17 protein-coding genes are annotated in these 18,411 nt (G+C 68.3%); 7 read left to right on the top strand and 10 right to left on the bottom strand.

What is annotated here, in order from left to right:
• Positions 1 to 15 precede the first annotated feature (15 nt).
• The gene (locus tag I5I_RS12995) at positions 16 to 1,383 is read right to left on the bottom strand and encodes a hypothetical protein (RefSeq protein ID WP_239498485.1); all 1,368 of its coding nucleotides are present in this window, start codon (positions 1,381 to 1,383) and stop codon (positions 16 to 18) included.
• Positions 1,384 to 1,633: 250 nt separating this feature from the next.
• Between I5I_RS12995 and I5I_RS13000 the strand changes: the two genes are divergently transcribed.
• Both I5I_RS13000 and I5I_RS13005 read left to right on the top strand, forming a co-directional pair.
• Entirely contained in the window at positions 1,634 to 2,518 is an 885-nt protein-coding gene (locus tag I5I_RS13000) for an ABC transporter ATP-binding protein (protein ID WP_036320432.1), read from the top strand.
• A complete protein-coding gene (locus I5I_RS13005) occupies positions 2,515 to 3,603 on the top strand; it encodes an ABC transporter permease (protein ID WP_036320434.1) in 1,089 nt (362 codons plus the stop codon). The genes I5I_RS13000 and I5I_RS13005 overlap by 4 nt, the downstream gene beginning before the upstream one ends.
• Before the next feature lie 22 nt (positions 3,604 to 3,625).
• Here I5I_RS13005 and I5I_RS13010 read toward each other — a convergent pair whose 3' ends face one another.
• Positions 3,626 to 4,939: a cation:proton antiporter domain-containing protein gene (locus I5I_RS13010; protein ID WP_036320437.1), complete on the bottom strand. Its 1,314-nt coding sequence runs from the start codon at positions 4,937 to 4,939 to the stop codon at positions 3,626 to 3,628.
• 81 nt (positions 4,940 to 5,020) lie between these two features.
• Positions 5,021 to 5,491, bottom strand: coding sequence for a ribonuclease E activity regulator RraA (rraA, locus tag I5I_RS13015; RefSeq protein ID WP_036320440.1), 471 nt, complete (start codon positions 5,489 to 5,491; stop codon positions 5,021 to 5,023).
• Between the two features lie 187 nt (positions 5,492 to 5,678).
• On the opposite strand from rraA, the gene I5I_RS13020 reads away from it, so the two are divergent.
• The gene (locus I5I_RS13020) at positions 5,679 to 6,260 is read left to right on the top strand and encodes a nitroreductase family protein (RefSeq protein WP_036320443.1); all 582 of its coding nucleotides are present in this window, start codon (positions 5,679 to 5,681) and stop codon (positions 6,258 to 6,260) included.
• Positions 6,261 to 6,370: 110 nt separating this feature from the next.
• Here the strand turns inward: I5I_RS13020 and I5I_RS13025 are convergent, their stop codons facing one another.
• Positions 6,371 to 8,596, bottom strand: coding sequence for an ATP-dependent Clp protease ATP-binding subunit (locus I5I_RS13025; RefSeq protein WP_083868028.1), 2,226 nt, complete (start codon positions 8,594 to 8,596; stop codon positions 6,371 to 6,373).
• 141 nt (positions 8,597 to 8,737) lie between these two features.
• Here I5I_RS13025 and I5I_RS13030 point away from each other — a divergent pair, with 141 nt between their 5' ends.
• The 4 genes from I5I_RS13030 (at position 8,738) to I5I_RS13050 (ending at position 12,167) form a co-directional block, all read left to right on the top strand.
• Entirely contained in the window at positions 8,738 to 9,031 is a 294-nt protein-coding gene (locus I5I_RS13030) for a type VII secretion target (protein WP_036320446.1), read from the top strand.
• 1,399 nt (positions 9,032 to 10,430) lie between these two features.
• The gene (locus I5I_RS13040) at positions 10,431 to 11,024 is read left to right on the top strand and encodes a hypothetical protein (protein ID WP_036320452.1); all 594 of its coding nucleotides are present in this window, start codon (positions 10,431 to 10,433) and stop codon (positions 11,022 to 11,024) included.
• An 8-nt stretch (positions 11,025 to 11,032) separates the two neighbouring features.
• Positions 11,033 to 11,602: a hypothetical protein gene (locus tag I5I_RS13045; protein ID WP_036320456.1), complete on the top strand. Its 570-nt coding sequence runs from the start codon at positions 11,033 to 11,035 to the stop codon at positions 11,600 to 11,602.
• Between the two features lie 10 nt (positions 11,603 to 11,612).
• Positions 11,613 to 12,167 carry a hypothetical protein gene (locus I5I_RS13050; RefSeq protein WP_036320459.1) on the top strand — a complete coding sequence of 185 codons (555 nt, stop codon included), beginning with the start codon at positions 11,613 to 11,615 and terminating at the stop codon, positions 12,165 to 12,167.
• Positions 12,168 to 12,175: 8 nt separating this feature from the next.
• Here the strand turns inward: I5I_RS13050 and I5I_RS13055 are convergent, their stop codons facing one another.
• From I5I_RS13055 to I5I_RS13080, 6 genes are all read right to left on the bottom strand, one after another.
• On the bottom strand, positions 12,176 to 13,162 hold the full coding sequence (locus I5I_RS13055; RefSeq protein ID WP_036320462.1) for a GlxA family transcriptional regulator: 987 nt from the start codon (positions 13,160 to 13,162) through the stop codon (positions 12,176 to 12,178).
• A gap of 200 nt (positions 13,163 to 13,362) precedes the next feature.
• Positions 13,363 to 14,415 (bottom strand): LacI family DNA-binding transcriptional regulator, encoded by a 1,053-nt coding sequence (locus tag I5I_RS13060; RefSeq protein WP_036320465.1) that lies wholly within the window; start codon positions 14,413 to 14,415, stop codon positions 13,363 to 13,365.
• On the bottom strand, positions 14,412 to 15,800 hold the full coding sequence (locus I5I_RS13065; protein ID WP_036320468.1) for a glycoside hydrolase family 13 protein: 1,389 nt from the start codon (positions 15,798 to 15,800) through the stop codon (positions 14,412 to 14,414). Before I5I_RS13065 ends, I5I_RS13060 begins: the two co-directional genes overlap by 4 nt.
• Before the next feature lie 2 nt (positions 15,801 to 15,802).
• Positions 15,803 to 16,624 carry a carbohydrate ABC transporter permease gene (locus I5I_RS13070; RefSeq protein WP_036320471.1) on the bottom strand — a complete coding sequence of 274 codons (822 nt, stop codon included), beginning with the start codon at positions 16,622 to 16,624 and terminating at the stop codon, positions 15,803 to 15,805.
• On the bottom strand, positions 16,621 to 17,475 hold the full coding sequence (locus I5I_RS13075) for a carbohydrate ABC transporter permease (RefSeq protein WP_183043581.1): 855 nt from the start codon (positions 17,473 to 17,475) through the stop codon (positions 16,621 to 16,623). Before I5I_RS13075 ends, I5I_RS13070 begins: the two co-directional genes overlap by 4 nt.
• Before the next feature lie 98 nt (positions 17,476 to 17,573).
• On the bottom strand, positions 17,574 to 18,411 hold an 838-nt coding region (locus I5I_RS13080; protein ID WP_036320489.1), incomplete at its 5' end, for an extracellular solute-binding protein.

An 18,411-nucleotide genomic window follows, 5' to 3' on the forward strand; every position in this document is an offset into this window, starting at 1 on the left:
GGTGGTGAGGCCTCGTCAGCGAGCGGCGACCGGGATGGAGCCGGTGGTGGCCGTCGTCGCGGCGCGCGCCAGGCGCTCGCGCAGCGAGACCAGGGTCGCGTCGGGACGCCACAGCACCACGAGGCTCCAGCCGAACATGCCGACCAGCAGCACGTTGCGGGCGAGCAGCACACCGGCCGCGAACGGATGCGCGTCGATGAGCGGGAGGTAGAGCACCGGGAACACGAGCGTCGTCAGGAAGCACGTGACCGCGAGCCAAACGGCGATCGACGTCCAGGCCTTGCGGTCGATCAGCAGACCGGCGGCGACGACGGGCGCGAGCCACAGCATGTACTGGGGCGAGCCGACCTTGTTGAACACGATGAGCGCCGACGTCAGCGCGAACGCGCCGCGAAGGATGAGGTGCTGCTCCCCGATACGGGAGAGGGCACCCTCCTGAAGCGCGCGACGACGCGCACGCCACAGCAGCACGAGGATCACCATGAAGGCGATCGGCATGGCGTAGCCGACCAGCACGCCCGCGGCGGTGGCGCCGGGACCGGCGACCTCACGCGTCGCGAGCACGTAGTTCTGGTGGATCTGAGCACCGGGAAGACCCAGCACCGTCGCCCACACCCACGGCGTCGCGACGGGAGCCTCGAGCTGCAGCGCACGGTCGCCTTGGATGGTCGCGAAGCTGAACAGGTTCGACGCACCGCCGAAGGCGACCACGACACCGGCGATCGCCGCGCTCAGGGCCAGTCCACCGGCGATGATGCGCATACGCAACGACGAGACCGCAACAGCGGCGGCGGCCAGAGCAGCCGGGGCGACCTTGATCCAGGTCGCGGCGGCGATCAGCACGCCGGCGATGAACGGCCGACGAACGAGCCAGACGAGACCGGCGATGGCCAGCGGCGCGGCGAAGCCCTCGAGACGCAGCATCGACACGGGCGCGAGCAAGACCTGGATCGCAAGCCAGTACCAGGCGGCGACGTAGCCCTTGCGGTTGCGCAGATTGTCGGTGAGCGCGAGGACGGCGAAGAAGTTCGCTCCCACCATCATCAGAAGCCAGACGAGCTGGTAGTTCCAGGGGCCGGCGACGATCGCGGCCATGATCGGCGCCAGAGCGCCGGCCGGGTAGACCCACGGCATGTCGATCACGGGCCAGTGCCCGTGGGCCGCCTGCTCCGCCCACAGACGGTACAGCGGCAGGTCGCCCTCGGTTCCGCCGAAGATCATCACCTTCAGCAGGGCGAGGAAGAACAGGGCGTGCACGACGGCGAAGCCGATGAGCAGGCCTCGACGGGTGAACGCGAAGTGCAGGGCGCGGGGCCACCACTCGCGGGCACGGTCGGATACACGGGCGCCGAGGGCGCGGGTCACCTCAGGAGCGCTCGTCACTCGACAGAGTTTAGGAGAAGCCGCCTGAGCAAATGGTGGACGCCGTGTTACCCGTTCCTGGGAGTTCGCCGAGTGCGCCGCGGTTCTGCGCCGTGATTACTCCGCCCGACCGCTCCCCCGCACGGGGGAGATGGTCATCCGGCGGATGCCGCCGCGCACCGGATCACGCTGCGGATTCCCGCCCCAGGGGGGAGGTCTGCGGCATCCGCCCTTCCTAACGTGGAGTCATCGGCACGCAGAGGAGGAGAACATGCTCGAACTGAACGGCATCACCAAGAGCTACGGCGTAAAGCGAGTGCTCGACGACGTGAGCTTCCGGGTTCCGTCGGGACGTCTGACCGGATTCGTGGGCGGCAACGGCGCGGGCAAGACGACGACCATGCGCATCGTGCTCGGCGTGCTCGGCCGCGACAGCGGCGAGGTCACCCTCGACGACGCGCCCGTCACCGCGTCCGACCGACGCCTGTTCGGCTACATGCCCGAGGAGCGCGGGCTGTACCCGAAGATGCGGGTTCTGGAGCACATCGTCTACCTCGCCCGTCTGCACGGGTTCGACAAGGCCGAGGCCACCGCGCGCGCCGAGGCGCTGCTCGTGGAGCTCGGTCTCGGCGAACGCCTCCGCGACAACGTCGAGACCCTCTCGCTCGGCAATCAGCAGCGCGCTCAGATCGCCGCCGCTCTCGTGCACGACCCGCAGGTGCTCATCCTCGACGAGCCCTTCTCGGGTCTGGACCCCCTCGCGGTGGACGTCGTCGCGGGCGTGCTGCAGGCGCGTGCGGCTCAGGGCGCGGCCGTCCTGTTCTCGTCGCACCAGCTCGACGTCGTCGAACGGCTCTGCGACGACCTGGTCATCATCGCGGACGGCACGATCCGCGCGGCGGGCACGCGCGACGCCCTCCGCGCCGAGCACGCCCAGCACCGTTACGAGCTGATCTCCGGGGGCGATCTCGGCTGGCTCCGCGACGAGCCCGGAGTCGATGTGCTCTCCTTCGACGGCGGCTATGCACTCTTCGACGTCGACGGGGATGCCGCCGCGCAGCGCGTGCTGCAGCGCGCGGTCTCCTCCGGCGATGTCGCGAGCTTCTCCCCCCAGCAGCCCTCTCTCGCCCAGATCTTCAAGGAGGTCATCCAGTGAACGTCAGCGCTCCGTCCTTCGCCCAGAGCACGTGGCTCGTCGCCGAACGCGAGGTGGGATCCAAGCTGCGCAGCAAGGCCTATCTCATCTCCACCGGCATCCTCTTCGTGCTCGCGCTCGTCGGTGTGCTGTGGGGAGGCTTCTCGGCACAGTCCGACAGCCGCACCCCCGTCGCCGTCACCGCCGACACCGCGGCTTCGGTCGCCGAGAACCCGCTCGTGAAGTCGACCGAGGTTGCCGACGCCGATGCGGCGCGAGCTCTGGTGCAGGACGGCACGGTCGACGCCGCACTGATCCCGGGCGGCGCCGCGCCGTTCGAGTACACCGTCGTCGCGAAGGACACAGCTCCCTCGTCGCTCCTCCAGGCGCTGAGCCTCACCCCCCAGGTGGAGCTGCTCGACCCGTCGGGTGTGAACCCGGGACTGCGGTACCTGGTCGCGCTCGGATTCGGGCTCATTTTCTTCATGGCGGCGCTGACCTTCGGCTCGACGATCGCGCAGTCGGTCGTGGAGGAGAAGCAGACGCGCGTCGTCGAACTGCTCATCTCGGCCGTACCCGTGCGGGCGCTGCTCGCCGGCAAGGTCATCGGCAACACGATCCTCGCGATGGGCCAGATCATCGGCCTCGCGGCGATCGCGATCATCGGCTTCACGGCGACCGGCCAAAGCAGTCTGCTCGCCGGGCTCGGCGCCCCCATCGCCTGGTTCGCCGTCTTCTTCCTCTTCGGATTCATCCTGCTCGCCGCGCTGTTCGCCGCGGCTGCGGCGATGGTGTCGCGGATGGAGGACATCGGCTCGACGACGACACCGCTGACCATGCTGGTGATGGCGCCGTACTTCCTCGTCATCTTCTTCAACGACAATCCGCTGGTGATGACGATCATGTCCTACGTGCCGTTCTCGGCCCCCGTCGGCATGCCCGTGCGCATCTTCCTCGGGGACGCGCAGTGGTGGGAGCCGCTGCTGTCGCTCGGGGTCATGCTGGTCACCTGCGCGGCGGCCATCTGGGTGGGCGCGAAGATCTATCAGAACTCGCTGCTGCGCATGGGGGCGCGCGTCAAGCTCTCCGAGGCGCTCGCCGGATGACGAGGACGCACCCCGAGACGGGTCAGTGATCGGCGGATGCCGGTGCCTTCGCGGGCGGCGCGAGCACCGGCATCCGTCGATTGACGAACTGAGGAACCGCGATGCCGTGCAGCAGGATGCTGCCGACGACGGTGAACACCATGATCGCGAGGACGTCGTAGGCCTCCGCGTCGGGCAGCTTGTTGAAGGCGAGCAGCCCGAAGACGATCGTCGCGGTGCCGCGTGGGCCGACGACCCCGATGAGGGTGCGCGACCCCCAGGGCACGGGCGATCCCAGCATCGACAGGTACACCGGCACGATACGGAACAACGTCAACGCCAGGACGACGAGCACGAGCAGGCGCCAGTCCACGCCGTTGATGATGACGACGGTGGTCATCGCTCCCAGGACGAACCACACGATGTTGGCGGCGAGGGTGCCGGCTTCTTCGACGAGAAGGATCTCGGGGTGCGGGATCGTGCGCTCGTCGGTGCGCTTGGTCCGTGCGATGCGATAGACGATGCCGGCGACGAACGCCGCGACGAAGCCGTTCGCCGCGACGCTGCTGAGTGTCGCGACGCCGAAGGCGATGAGGGGAACGAGAAGCATGACGTAGCGGATGCCGGGGGCGTCGGCCCAGCCGCGGCGCGAGGCCCATCGCACGCACACGCCGAAGACACCGCCGATGACCGCGCCGACGACAATCGCGATCGCGGTGGCGGGAACGGCCCCGAAGAAGGCCTCGAAGAACTCCCCCAACCGCTCTTCGAGCTGCGATTCGTTCTCGGGTGACAGGGTGTCGGAGTTGACGGCCGCCAGGATCGTCGGCCAGGCGATCGCCGCGGCCAGCGCCATGGCGAACACCGGCGAGACCAACCCGTCGTTGTAGCCGCTTTCGACATTCAAGATCTGGCGCACCCGGGCGGGGATGCGCGGCGAGCGCAGCAGCGTCGCCGCCGGCGCGAAGTCGGTCGGCATGATGACGCACGCGACGACGATGAGGATGAAGACGCTGAGATGGGGCAGCAGGAACAGTCCGCTCACCACGACCGCCAAGATCGACAGCGGCAGGGCGACGAGCACGAGGCGCGCGATCGTTCGCCCTTCGCCGCCGAAGACGCCCCCGCTCACCTCGCACGCATCGACGAACAGCAGCACGGCGAGGATCAGCTCCACGACGTGCTCGGCGGCGTCACTGCCCACCGCATCGGAGAAGCCGGTGACGTCGATGAGCACGAGCACTGCTCCGGCGAGAGCGAGCACGGCCGGACCGGCCACGCCGGTGCGTTCGAAACGATGAGCGACGACCGACCACAGACCGATCACCACGAAGCCCAGCAGGAAGATCAGCGGCACCGTTCACCTCTCCTCGGCTGTCTCGGGCGCACGGCCCCCGGTTTCCGGGATCAGTCTGCCAGTCGATGCCTCCGCCGCGTGTCAGCGCTCCACGAGCACGCCGTCGGCATCCGCCCAGACATGGGCCCCGGGACGGAACACGACGCCGGCGATCTCCACCGGCACGTCGAGCTCGCCGACGCCCGCCTTGGCGCTCTTGCGGGGGTTCGAGCCGAGGGCCTTGACACCGAGATCGAGCGCGGCGATCGCAACCCGGTCGCGGATCGCGCCGTGCACGATGAGGCCGGCCCAACCGTTCGCGACCGCGGATGCCGCGATCAGGTCGCCCACGAGCGCCGATTCCAGCGAGCCGCCGCCGTCGATCACGAGCACGGCGCCCTCGCCCGGGGTCGCGAGCGTCGCCTTGACGAGCGCGTTGTCACGGTGGCACCGGATCGTGCGGACCGGGCCGTCGAACGCCGCCCGTCCGCCGAAGTCGTGCAGCTGCAGGGCGAGCGAGTCCAGTGCGTCCCCGCGCTCGTCGTACAGGTCGGCCGTCGCGATGGTGGTCATGACGCCACGCTAACGAGACGCAGGGGCGCCGGGCGCCGTCATGAGCGCGGAAGTTCCGGCATCCTTCCGCCGCCAGCAAACTCATAGGTCCTGACGGGAACAAGACGTCGGTTCCATACGGTTGCATCGACCGGGCCGATGGCGTCCCACCGACAAACCGTCCTTCATCCTTCTTCAGGAGACGACCATGAGCACCATCGCCGCACACCCCGCCGACACCGACGCGCCGATTCTCGACGTCCTCGCCGAGCGCTGGAGCACCCGCATCTTCGACCCCGCGACGCCGATCGACGAGGATGCGCTCGCCAGCGCGCTCGAGGCGGCCCGCTGGGCACCTTCCGCCAACAACACGCAGCCGTGGCGCTTCGTGGTCGCCCGCCGCGGCTCGGCCGCGCACGCGCAGATCGTGGACGCCCTGATGGGCTTCAACCAGTCGTGGGCTGCAGACGCCGCCGCTCTCGTCGTCTTCGCATCGGCCGCCGCGCTCGACGGCAAGCCGCTGCCGTGGGCCGCGTACGACACCGGCCAGGCGGCCGCCCACTTCACGGTCCAGGCGCACGCCTCGGGCCTGCACACCCACCAGATGGGCGGCTTCGACCGTGACGCTATCGCCGCGGCGTTCGGCTTCGGCGACGACCTCGTGGCCGTGACCGTGATGGCCGTCGGCGCCCTCGGCGACATCGACGCCGCTCCCGAGGCGCTGCGCGAGCGCGAGCTCGCCCCGCGCGCGCGTCGCCCCATCGCGGAGTCGCTCATCGTCAACGACTGACGCGCGGCGCCTCCCCCGACACCCCGCCCCGCCCCGCGAGAAACCACTCCCCGCACGAGAAACCCGTGCAGGAGTGGTTTTTCGCGTGCGGAGTGGTTTTTCGCAGGTCGTCAGTCGTCGAGCAGCTCGGCCTCGATCACGTCGTCATCGTCGGATGCCGCGGCATCCCCGCTCTCGTCGGGCGCCGCTCCCGCGCTGGTGAGCACGAGACTCGAGCCGTCGGCGGCGACGTCGACGCGCACGAGGTCGCCGTCTCGGACACCGCCCGAGAGCAGCGCCATCGCGAGCCGGTCCTGGATCTCGGACTGGATGAGGCGACGCAGCGGACGGGCCCCGAAGATCGGGTCGTACCCGCGTTCGGCGAGCCACGCCCGCGCGTCGGGGGTGACCGCCAGAGTAAGCCGACGATCGCGCAGCCGTCGCTGCAGAGCATCGACCGAGAGCTCAACGATCTGAGCCAGGTCGTCCTGGCTGAGCGCCTGGAACATCACGATGTCATCGAGCCGGTTGAGGAACTCGGGGCGGAACGCCGTGCGCACGAGCGCCATCACCTGATCGCGCTTCTGCGTGAGCGTCAGCGTCGGGTCGATGAGGATCGGCGAGCCGAGGTTCGACGTCAGGATCAGGATCGTGTTGGTGAAGTCGACCGTGCGCCCCTGACCGTCGGTGAGCCGGCCGTCGTCGAGCACCTGCAGGAGGATGTCGAACACCTCGGGGTGGGCCTTCTCGACCTCGTCGAGCAGCACCACCGAGTAGGGACGGCGGCGCACGCCCTCGGTGAGCTGACCGCCCTGCTCATACCCGATGTAGCCCGGAGGGGCGCCGACCAGACGCGCGACGGAGTGCTTCTCGCCGTACTCGCTCATGTCGATGCGCACCATCGCGCGCTCGTCGTCGAAGAGGAACTCGGCGAGCGCCTTGGCCAGTTCGGTCTTGCCGACACCCGTGGGTCCGAGGAAGAGGAACGAGCCCGTCGGCCGGTTCGGGTCGCTGATGCCGGCGCGCGAGCGGCGCACCGCATCGGACACCGCCTTCACGGCGTCCTTCTGGCCGATCAGGCGCTTGCCGAGCTCGGCCTCGAGGTGCACGAGCTTCTCGCTCTCGCCCTGCAGCAGGCGTCCGACGGGGATGCCGGTCCACGCGGCGATGACGGCGGCGATATCGGCATCCGTCACCTGGTCACCCACCATCCGCTCGCCGCCCTCGGCGGCCTCCGCGTTCTCGGCCTGCGCGACCTGTCGCTCCAGCGCCGGAATCTCGGCGTAGTACAGCCGCGAGGCCTTCTCGAGATTGCCCTCGCGCTGGGCGCGCTCCGCCTCGACGCGCGCCTGGTCCAGGCGCGTCTTGAGGTCACCGACCGCGTTCAGCGAAGCGCGCTCGCGCTCCCATCGCGCCTGCAGCTCGTCGAGGCGGGCCTGTTCGACCTTGAGGGTTTCGCGAAGCGTCGCCAGGCGCTCCTTCGACGCGGCATCCTTCTCGCGCTTGAGGGCCAGCTCTTCGAGCTTGAGGCGGTCGACGTGGCGGCGCAGCTCATCGATCTCGAGCGGTGCGGAGTCGATCTCCATGCGCAGGCGCGACGCGGCCTCGTCGATCAGGTCGATGGCCTTGTCGGGCAACTGACGCGAGGGGATGTAGCGATTCGACAGGGATGCCGCGGCCACCAGCGCGCCGTCGGCGATGGCGACCTTGTGGTGTGCCTCGTAGCGCTCCTTGAGGCCGCGCAGGATCGCGACGGTGTCCTCGACGCTGGGCTCACCGACGTACACCTGCTGGAAGCGACGCTCCAGCGCCGCATCCTTCTCGATGAACTCGCGATACTCGTCGAGCGTCGTCGCGCCGATGAGGCGGAGCTCGCCGCGCGCGAGCATCGGCTTGAGCATGTTGGAGGCGGCGACCGATCCCTCGCCACCTCCGGCGCCCATGAGCACGTGCAGCTCGTCGATGAAGGTGATGATGCGACCCTCGGACTCGGTGATCTCTTTGAGCACACTCTTGAGCCGCTCCTCGAACTGTCCGCGGTACATGGCACCGGCGACGAGCGCGGAGATGTCGAGCGAGACGAGCTCCTTGTCCTTGAGCGACTCGGCCACGTCGCCGGCGACGATGCGCTGGGCGAGGCCCTCGACCACCGCCGTCTTGCCGACGCCGGGCTCGCCGATGAGGACGGGATTGTTCTTCGTGCGACGGGTGAGCACCTGGCTGACCCGCCGGATCTCACTGTCGCGTCCGATCACCGGATCGAGCTTGCCCTGCCGGGCGCGGTCGGTGAGATTGATCCCGAACTGTTCGAGCGCGCTCTGCTGCTCCTCCTGCCCGGGCTGGGGCTGTGCGTTCATCACTTCTCCTTGAAATCTGCGAGGCTCAAACTTGAGCCATCTGGACTCAACTTTATCAAAACGTGATGCGGGCGGCAAGGGGCCGCGCGATGGGCAGTCCTCCCCATCGCGACGACGCCGGGGCTCACCTAAAGTGACGACGTGGCCGATCTCGTCGTCAATACGGAGAACCTCCGAAACCTCGCGAACCAGCTCGCGACCGTCCACGGCACCCTCACCGCCGCGGACGGCGATGCGCGCGACCTGGCGGGGATGATCCCGCACGCCGGGCTCGCCTCCGCCGTGGATGAGTTCACCTCGGGGTGGGACCGGCGGCGCAAAGACCTCGCGGATCGCGTGGACCAGCTCCAGAAGCGCGCGGATGGCGCCGCCGACGCGTTCGAAGGCGTCGACGGCCAGCTGGCCGACAAGCTCACGGACGGGAGCAACGGATGAGCATGGCACCGATCGGCGGCGATGTCGCCGGCATCCGCGGGCACGCCTCGCGATACAGTTCCACGGCCCGCGCGGTGTCGGAAGCGGTCGAGATGCTGCAAGCGGTGATCGACGCGTCGCAGCAGGAGACGAGCGACGCGGTCGATGCGCTGGCTGGGACGATCGGCGACACGAAGACCTACCTCTCCCGCATCCGCGAGCGGTACGAAGTGGCCGGCTCCGCGCTGTCCGACTTCGCGAACGAACTCGAGCAGGCGCAGCAGCAGGCGGCCGGGGCCATCGCCGCGCACGACGACGCCCAGCGTCGGCACATGTACGCGCAGCGCAACCTCTCGGAGGCTCGCGAGGCCACGCAGCAGACCGTCGACCCGAACGAGCTCGCGGAGGCGACGGATGCCGCGCGTCGCTACTCCTCGATGAGCACGACGGCCGCGAGTGATCTATCGCAGGCACAGGCCGCTTACGATGCCGCGCTCCAGCGCGTGCAGCGGGCCGGCGACGCCGCGGCATCCACGATCTCGCAGACGGTGTCCAGCGATTCGCTCAACGACTCGTGGTGGGACAACGTCCTGGACTGGGTGAACCAGAACGCGGAGTGGCTGAAGGTCGTNCAGGACATTCTGACGGTCGTCACCGCCATCGTCGGCGTGCTGTCGATCTTCTTCCCCGTGCTCGCACCCATCGCCCTGGGGCTCGCCGTCCTGTCGATGGGGCTGAGCTTCCTCCTCGCATCATCGGGCGACGGATCGTGGTTCGACTTCGCGCTGGACGCCATCGGCGTGCTGACCTTCGGCGTCGGCAGCGCCGCGCTGGCCGGCATCAAACTCGGCACCGTCGCCCTGCGCGGCGGCCGCGCGGCCACACTCGCGGTGCGCAGCCCCGGGATGGTGTGGGGCAACGGCGCGCGCCAGGTCATCGGCAATCTGCTCGATCGGGGCCTGGTGGGATCGATCCGCCAGCCGCTGCGGATGGTGGCCGAGGAGAGCGCGAGCGTCCTGTCGGCACGGCCGAACTTCGCACAGGTCGTCACGCACTGGGGCGACGACGCCATCAAGGGCATCCGCGAGTCGGACAGCATCATCATCTCCGAGTTCGACCAGATCGCGTCGCAGGCGCGGCTCGGCGCCGGCGGCGCCATCGACAACCTCGTGACGAGCGGCGTCGACAGCCTGAAGGGAGTCGTCGGGACGATGGGCAAGATCGGCTCGTCGCTCGACTCCTACAACCTGGTCGGAATCGGGATCAACCGCAGCGACCAGCTGGTCAACTGGGTTCAGGACCAGACCGGGGTCCAGACACCGCTGGGTACCCTCACGACCGGCCTCAACGAGGTGTACGGATTCGTTCCGGGGCTGTTCGAGGCGCCGATGGGAGCGGACTGGCGCTCCGCCTCCACCCCGTGACGCTCGAACGCCGCGTGGCATGGGAGGCCCGCTTCGGGGACGGCCTCTTCCTCGCCACCATCCTCTGGATCGTCTTCGGTGCACTCCCGACGATCGGCTTGCTGGTCGGACAGCTCGTGACCGGTTCGTTCGTGAGCAAGGGCACCGTGCCCGACAGCTTTCCCGCCTTCATGCCACCGTGGTGGGCGGCCTACCCCATGACCCTGCTGCTCGTGGTGTTGGCCCTGGGGTCGCTGCCACTGCCCCTGCGGGGTCCGCGGGCAACCACGCGGAGCACACTTCTGACGGTGCTCGTGCTGACCTTCAGCACGACGCTCTACATCGCCGCAGCCGCCGGGGCGGCGGAAGCCCACGAGGGTCGCGTCAACTTCTTCGGGGTCGACAACCTCGTGTTCATCCAGTTCTTCCTGATCCTCGTCACCGTCGCACGCATGCTGCTGAGCGGACTGCGCCTGCTGCCGCGAACGTGGCGGGAGTACAGAGACGACGACGGTACGGTGGTGCCGCCGAAAGAGATCGTGCGTCGCGCCCCGCGCCGCCCGTGGGACTGGAATCGCAACCGGATGCAGCGCCGTCCGCCGGGGCAGTGAAGGACACCATGAACGAGATCGCGCCCCCGCGCTACCGGCTCGTGCTGCCGCCGGGCTTCCTGCTCATCCCCGTCGCCCACTCCACGGATGACGAGATCACCGCCCTCGTCCGTCGGCATTATCGCGACCTGCCTCGCGACAGCTACGGCCCGCAGATCGACCGGACCGCCGCTCAGCTGGTCGCCGCTGCGCGCAGCGCCCGCGAGGCCGGCGTACTCGACCTCATCGTGCCGATGGGCGTGCCGTGGCGCGCGCCGGTGTCGCTGGCGATCGCGATCAGCACCGGCACGGCACCCGCCGTCGACGACCCGGAGCCCTCGGCATCCGAGATCAGCGAGACCGTGACGACATCCGCAGGCGAGGCCGTTCGAGCGACCGAGAGGTTCGCCGTGCCCACAAGAGCCGACGAGATGGCACCGTTGATGAGAGTGCGCTTCCGATGGCCGATTCCCGATAGCGACCGGCAGCTGGTCGCGATCTGCACGATCAGCGGCACGGTCGACCCCGAACTCGCGCCGATCGTCGACGCCCTCGCGGAGCTCGGCGATCTGCTGCTGCAGACGCTTCGCTGGGACTGAGAGGAACCTCATGGCCATCGACATGGACTACGACCTGGACCGCTGGGTCTACGTGCCGAACCTCTTCCCCTGGGAGTCGTTCGGCGACGAGGAGCAGTGGGCGGATGCCGTCGCACGCGCCTTCGGCGGCGAAGGCCGCACGGCCGCACCCGCAGAGCTGGTCGACTGGCTGCGGGCCTACCTGGTCGGCGCCATGCGCAGCAACCGATCGGGAACGATCCGCTTCGTGCATCTACCGAACATCACCGCACCGCACGCCATCGTCGACGTCTACGACATGCCGCGTCGCGACGACGTCGCACTGATCGACCTCACGCATGAGAAGCAGGGACCTGCAGTGCGCGAGCCCGAGGTCGTCCCGTTCGACTCCGAGCATCTCGGCGCGGGGATCAAATCCACGCGATGGGTGCGCACCGAGGCCGACGCGATCGTCCGAGCCACCAACTGGGTCTGGCGCACCGGCGAGCGCGACATCGTGGTGATGACCGCCAGCTCCGACCTCCCTCTCGCCGAGGCTCTCGACCCGGTGGTCGACGAACTGGCCCGTACGATCCGCCTGGCCTGAGGCCGCGATCAGGAGGCCATCGCCTCCAGATCTGCAGGCACCGGCGTCGTGCACGTGAAGCGCGCGCGGTAGGCGGTGGGCGTCAGCCCCAGAGTGCGCCCGAAGTTCTGCCGCAGCACGGCCGCCGACCCGAAGCCGCACGCCGACGCGATGGCGTCCAGGCCCAGGTCGGTCTGCTCGAGCAGACGCTGTGCGTGGATGATCCGCTGGCGTCCCAGCCAGGCCGCCGGCGTCGTGCCGTAGTCGGCTTTGAATCGACGCGCGAAGGTGCGCGGTGACATGTGAGCACGGGCGGCGAGCTGATCCACCGACAGATCGAGGGTGAGGTTCTCGAGCATCCACTCGGTGACCGGCGTGAGCGAGAGCGACGTGGATTCGGGCAGCGGCTTCGCGATGAACTGCGCCTGGCCCCCGTCGCGCTGGGGAGGGACGACCATGCGGCGCGCGATCGTGTTGGTCATCTCGGCGCCGAGCTCGAGGCGCAGCAGGTGAAGGCATGCGTCCAGCCCCGCTGCCGTGCCGGCGCTGGTGATGATGCGCCCGTCCTGGACGTACAGAACGTTGGGGTCGACGTCGATGCGCGGATACATCTCGGCCATCGTGTCGGCGTAGCGCCAATGGGTCGTCGCACGCCGTCCATCCAGCACCCCGGCAGCCGCCACCACGAACGAGCCGCTGCAGACCGTGAGCACCCAGGCGCCTCGCTCGACGGCGCGGCGCACCACGGCGGACACGCGTTCGTCCACGTGTGCCCACTGGTCGCGCGGGATCGGGGTGATGACGACGAGATCGGCCTCGTCGGCGAACGACAGATCGTCGTCGACGTTGATCGAGAAGCGCAGGTTGCTCGGCACCGCGCCCGGGTCGGGCGCGACGACGCGGAAGTCGAAGTTCGGGATGCCGTCGTCCGACCGATCGAGCCCGAACGCCTCGCAGGCCAGACCGAACTCGAAGGGAGCGAAACCGGGCTGGACGACGCAGGCGATGGTCTTCATGGCAGGAATCCTACCCCTTTGAGCAGTTCTGCCACTCGTGACTCTCCGGCTACGGGCATAGCTTTTCTGCCATGCTCATCTTCTTCCTCGTTCTCGCACTCGTCATCGTCGTATCGGTCGGCGCGACCGTTCGCGCCCTCATCACCGACGACTACCGGCCGGTGCGCACCGACCGGTCGCGCCTGCCGTGAGGACGCCGCCTACCCGGCGGGCGCCGGGCCCGTGGACTCGCGAACCAGCAGCGCCGTGCTCAACCGCCGCTGATGCACGTCGATCGTCGTTTCGTCTGACGCGGCGATAGCCTCCACGAGATACTCCGCCGCCAACCGGCCCTTCGAGACGATCGGCTGGCGCACTGTCGTGAGAGTCGGTCGCGTCCATCCCGCTTCGATGAGGTCGTCGAATCCCGAGACGGACAGGTCGCGCGGAACGTCCACCCCCGCCTCTCGCGCACCGTCGAGCACGCCCACGGCCAGGATGTCGCTGAACGCCACGATGGCCGTCGGACGACGAGATGCCTCCCATGCGCGACGGAATGCGGACGCGCCGCCGGCACGCGTGTTGGGCGCTTCGACGATGTCGATCCCGTCGTCCAACAAGTCGATACCGACCTTCGCCAACGCGCGGACCGCCCCGTCCAGACGCTGTCGGACGGCGCCCCGCCACGCCGCGCGGCCCCCATCGGCCTCCGTCTCGAAGGCGACGAAGGTGAATCGGCGATGTCCGAGACCGACGAGGAAGTCGACGACTTCCTCCATCGCCGCACCATCGTCGATGTCGACGCGGGAGACACCATCGTGATCCTCACTGTCGACAAGCACGAAAGGCACTCCCCGCTGTTGCAGCGCCGTCACTTCGCCCCGATCGAACTCCAGACCGCAAACGATGAAGCCATCCACGGCCGCGTAGGGGATGGCTTTGAGCATCGATCCGCGCAGGGGCGGAGCCAGCAGCAGAGTGAAGCCCTCGCGCTGACACACCTGCCCGATCCCCTGCATGAAGAGCGTGTAGTAGGGGTTTTCCAGAACGCGGTCGAGTTGCTGCGGCAGCAGCAGACCGAGGCTGTCGGTACGGCGCCGACGCAGCATCCGGGCGGCCGGGTCCTGGGAGTACCCGAGCTCGGACGCCGCGGCGAGAATGTTCTCGAGCGTCGTCGCAGAGAGCTTCCGCGGGTCGTTGTAGGCCAAAGAGACGGCCGACTTCGAGACCTTGGCGCGGTCCGCGACGTCCTGCATCGTCGGTCGCCGGTTCATGCGCCGGCCCCGCCGAATGGGCGGCGTGCCATCAGCGCGCCACCGGCGCGAATGCGCCAGTTCCGGGCCGAGGCGTCTCCGTCGACGTCGACGACCGTCCAGTCCTGATCTCCGCGCAGCTCGGCGTGCGCCGCCGGGTCGACGTCGATGCCCTGCCCCCGATGCACGATCGCCACCACCTGCTCATCCTCCCAGAGACGCGACACGAGGACGGTGTCGGCATCCAGCGCCGACACCTGCTGCGTTCCGCGACGCAGCGCCGGCCACTGCGCTCGCCGTCGCGCAAGCGCACGGACACCCTCGTACAGGGCCGTCGACCAGCGCTTGCGATCCCACACCATGCCCGCCCGGCATCCCGGATCGTTCTGCCCGCGCATGCCGACCTCGTCGCCGTAATAGAGCATGGGCGCTCCCTCGGCGGCGAACAACAGCGTGAACGCAGCGAGAGCCGACTGCTCGTCGTCGCCGTGTCGCGTCAGCAGGCGTTCCGTGTCGTGGCTGCCGAGCAGGTTGAGCATTCCGCGATGGAATCCCTCCGGGATGCGAGCACGCAGGCGATTCATCCCCTCCGCGAACGCGAAGCCGTCGATCGTACGATCCGCGGTGAAACCGAGCACCAGGTCGCGCAGGGTGTAGTTCATGGTCCCGTCGGCGAGGTCACCCGTGAGCCACTGCTCGGGCTCGCGCCACTCCTCCGCGACGATGTAGAGGTCATCGTCGCGGTCCTTCACGATCCGGTGGAATTCGCGCCAGAAGCTCTGGTTGATGAAGTACGGGACATCGAGCCTCCACCCGTCGATTCCCTGGTCGATCCAGTAGCGCGCCACATCGCCGTGGTGCGCGCGCACCTCGGGGTTGTAGGTGTTCCACTTGGGGAGGTACCAGCAGCCGGAGCACGTGCGGTAGTTGGGGTTGCCCTCTTCGACGTTCACCGGAAAGCCTTCGACGGAGAACCAGTTCACGTAAGGGGAGGCCGCCTCACGTTCGACGACGTCACGGAATGCCCAGTGCCCATCGCCGCAATGGTTGAGCACGGCATCGAGCACGACGCGGATGCCGCGCGCGTGAGCATCGTCGATGAGTGATCGGAACGCATCGAGGTCGCCGAGACGATGGTCGATACGAAAGTAGTCGACCGCGTCGTAGCGATGGTTGGTACCTGCCTCGAAGATCGGCGTGAGGTAGATCGCGTTCGCTCCCACTGCGGCGATGTGATCCAGGCGTGCGCGGATGCCGGCAAGATCTCCGCCGAAGAAGTTGTCGCGCGTCGGCTCGGCATCCCAGGCCACCACGTCCGGCGGGTTCAGCGAAGGATCCGCATTGGCGAAGCGGTCGGGGAAGATCTGGTAGAAGACGGCATCGGCGAGCCAGTCGGGAGCGGTCATGGTCAGTCCTTGAGTCCTGTGGTGGAGATGCCGCGCACGAGCGCGCGCTGGAAGACGAGGAACACCACGATGGCGGGGATGGTCGCCGTGAGCGTGCCCGCCATGAGGTAGTTCCAGCTCGTGCCGTAGCGACCGACGAACGACGAGAGCCCGATCTGGATCGTGCGGAAGTCATCGGTGTTGGTGACGAGCAGCGGCCAAAGGAAGTCGTTCCACGCGAAGAGGAAACTGAAGATCGCGAGGGTGGCGAACGCGGGCCTCGACAGTGGCACGATGATGCGGAAGAAGGTGCCGATCCGGCTGCAGCCATCGATGCGCGCGGCATCCTCGAGCTCGGTCGGAATCGTCGAGAAGTACTGGCGCAGCAGCACGATGCCGAACACGTCGGCCAGGCGCGGCACGATCAATCCGGCGTACGAGTCGATCCATCCAAGATCGGCCACGATGGCGTACGCGGGGATCACGGTCACGAACGTCGGGATCAGCAGCATCGCGAGCAGGACCACGAAGAGCGTATTGCGTAGCGGGAAACGCAGGCGCGCGAACGCGTAGGCCGCGAGCGCGTCGAGGACGAGGTGTCCGAGCACGATGCCCACGGTCATGATGATGCTGTTGAGGTAGTACTGGGCGAACGGCGCAGCCTGCCAGGCTCTGACGTAGTTCTCCCAGTGCCACGACGTCGGCAGGATCGATGTGTTGGTGTAGGTCTCCGCACGACTGAGGAGCGACGTCGTGAACATCCACAGGAACGGGACGACCACGACCACGGCCCCCAGAATCAGGACGATGTGGCGCGCCGCGCGTGCACCGAGCGATTGCCTCATCGCGTGTCCTTCCCCGAGCCGCTGACCCGCCACTGCACGAGGGTCACTCCGAGCACGAGCAGCAGCGTCACGAACGCGATAGCCGTGCCGTAGCCGAAGTCCCCGAGCCGGAACGCCGTCCGGTACATGAACATCCCCAGCACATCCGTGCCGCCGCGCGGGCCACCTTCGGTGAGGACGTAGACCAGGTCGAACGCTTGGAAGCTGGTGATGAGCGCCTGGACCACCACGAAGAACGTCATGGGCGACAGCAGCGGAATCGTCAGGAACCGCAGCCGCTGTCGTGCCGACGCACCGTCCAGCTGAGCGGCCTCGTAGATGCCGTGCGGGAGGGCTTGCATCGCCGTCAGGTACAACACCGCGTTGAACCCGATGTTCTTCCAGACCGTCAACAGGGTGAGTGCCCCCAACGCGAGCCAGCGGTCCTGCAGCCAGTCCGGCCCGTCGATGCCGATCTGAGCAAGGAGCGCATTGACGAAGCCCGACGGGTCGAGCATGTAGCGCCAGACGATGGCGGCCGCGACCGATGACGTGACCGCGGGGAGGAAGTAGATCCCCCGGTAGAGACCGCGCCCGCGCAAGGGCGCGTCGAGCAGCAGGGCCACCGCGAGCCCCGTGACGACGCTCAGGACGCAGACACCCGTCGCGTAGAGGACGGTGACGAAGAGGCTGTTCCAGAACTCGGGATCCTGCGACAGCCGGAGGTAGTTGCCGACACCGATGAACTCCTTCGTGGGGTCGAAGCCGTTCCAGGCCGTGAGACTGATGTACCCGGCCGAAACGATCGGGTAGAGGACGAAGATCGCCAACACGACGAGGGCGGGCGCGAGAAACAGCGCCGCCGTGAACACCTGCTCGCGGTCGTAGCGATGTCTGACGCGGGGGTGGGACCCGCCCGACGTCGCAGACGTCGGGCGGGTCCCTCGGGTTGTGATCGTCACCGCAGCGCTCAGCCCTTTGCGATGACGGCGTTGACGGCTTTCTCTGCCGCTGCCAACGCGTCGGACACCGTCGCCTCGCCCGCGAGCGCCTTCTCGATCTGCTGCGCGAACGCGAGCGAGATCTGGGGGTAGAGGGGCGTGTTGGGCCGGGCGTGAGCGACAGCCATCTGCTCGACGAACGGTCGCAGCAGGGGCTGAGTCTTATCCACCCAGCCGAGGTAATCCGAGCCGGTGGCTACCGAGTTCAGCACGGGGAGCATGCCGGTCTTCTCGCTCCAATCGGTGACCTGCGCGGGCTGGAGGAACCATCCCAGGAAGTCGGCCGCCGCCTTCGTCTTGGCGTCGGAGTTCTGGAAGACCATCGCCTGCTCGCCGCCGAGATTGGTCGCCGGGGCACCATCCTTCGGATACGGCACCTGCGCGGCGCCGAACTCGAACGGTGGGTCGGCGGCCCAGATGCCGACCATCCACGAGCCCTCCTGCGCGGACCCACCCTGCCCCTTCTCGAACTCGCCCCACCGGGCGTAGGGGCTGGCGCCGGAGGAGATCAGATCGACCCAGTACTGCAGGGCCTTCGCACCCTCTGGGGTGTTGAAGGCCGCCGCCGAGTTGTCGGCAGTGAGGAACTCGCCGCCCGCCTGCCACAGGTTGACCTGGAAGTTCCAGGTCAGACCCTCGCCGTTGTCGCCGGCCTGCGTATACAGGTCGTACCCGGGCATGCCGGTGGCGTCGAGGATCTTCTTCGCATCAGCCTTGAGCTCATCCCACGTGGTCGGGGGCTTGTCCGGATCGAGGCCCGCCTTCTGGAAGAGGGTCTGGACTCTAGAGGATCCCCGGGACCGAGCT

This window comes from Microbacterium sp. B24 (assembly GCF_000333415.1).
Lineage (GTDB): Bacteria > Actinomycetota > Actinomycetes > Actinomycetales > Microbacteriaceae > Microbacterium.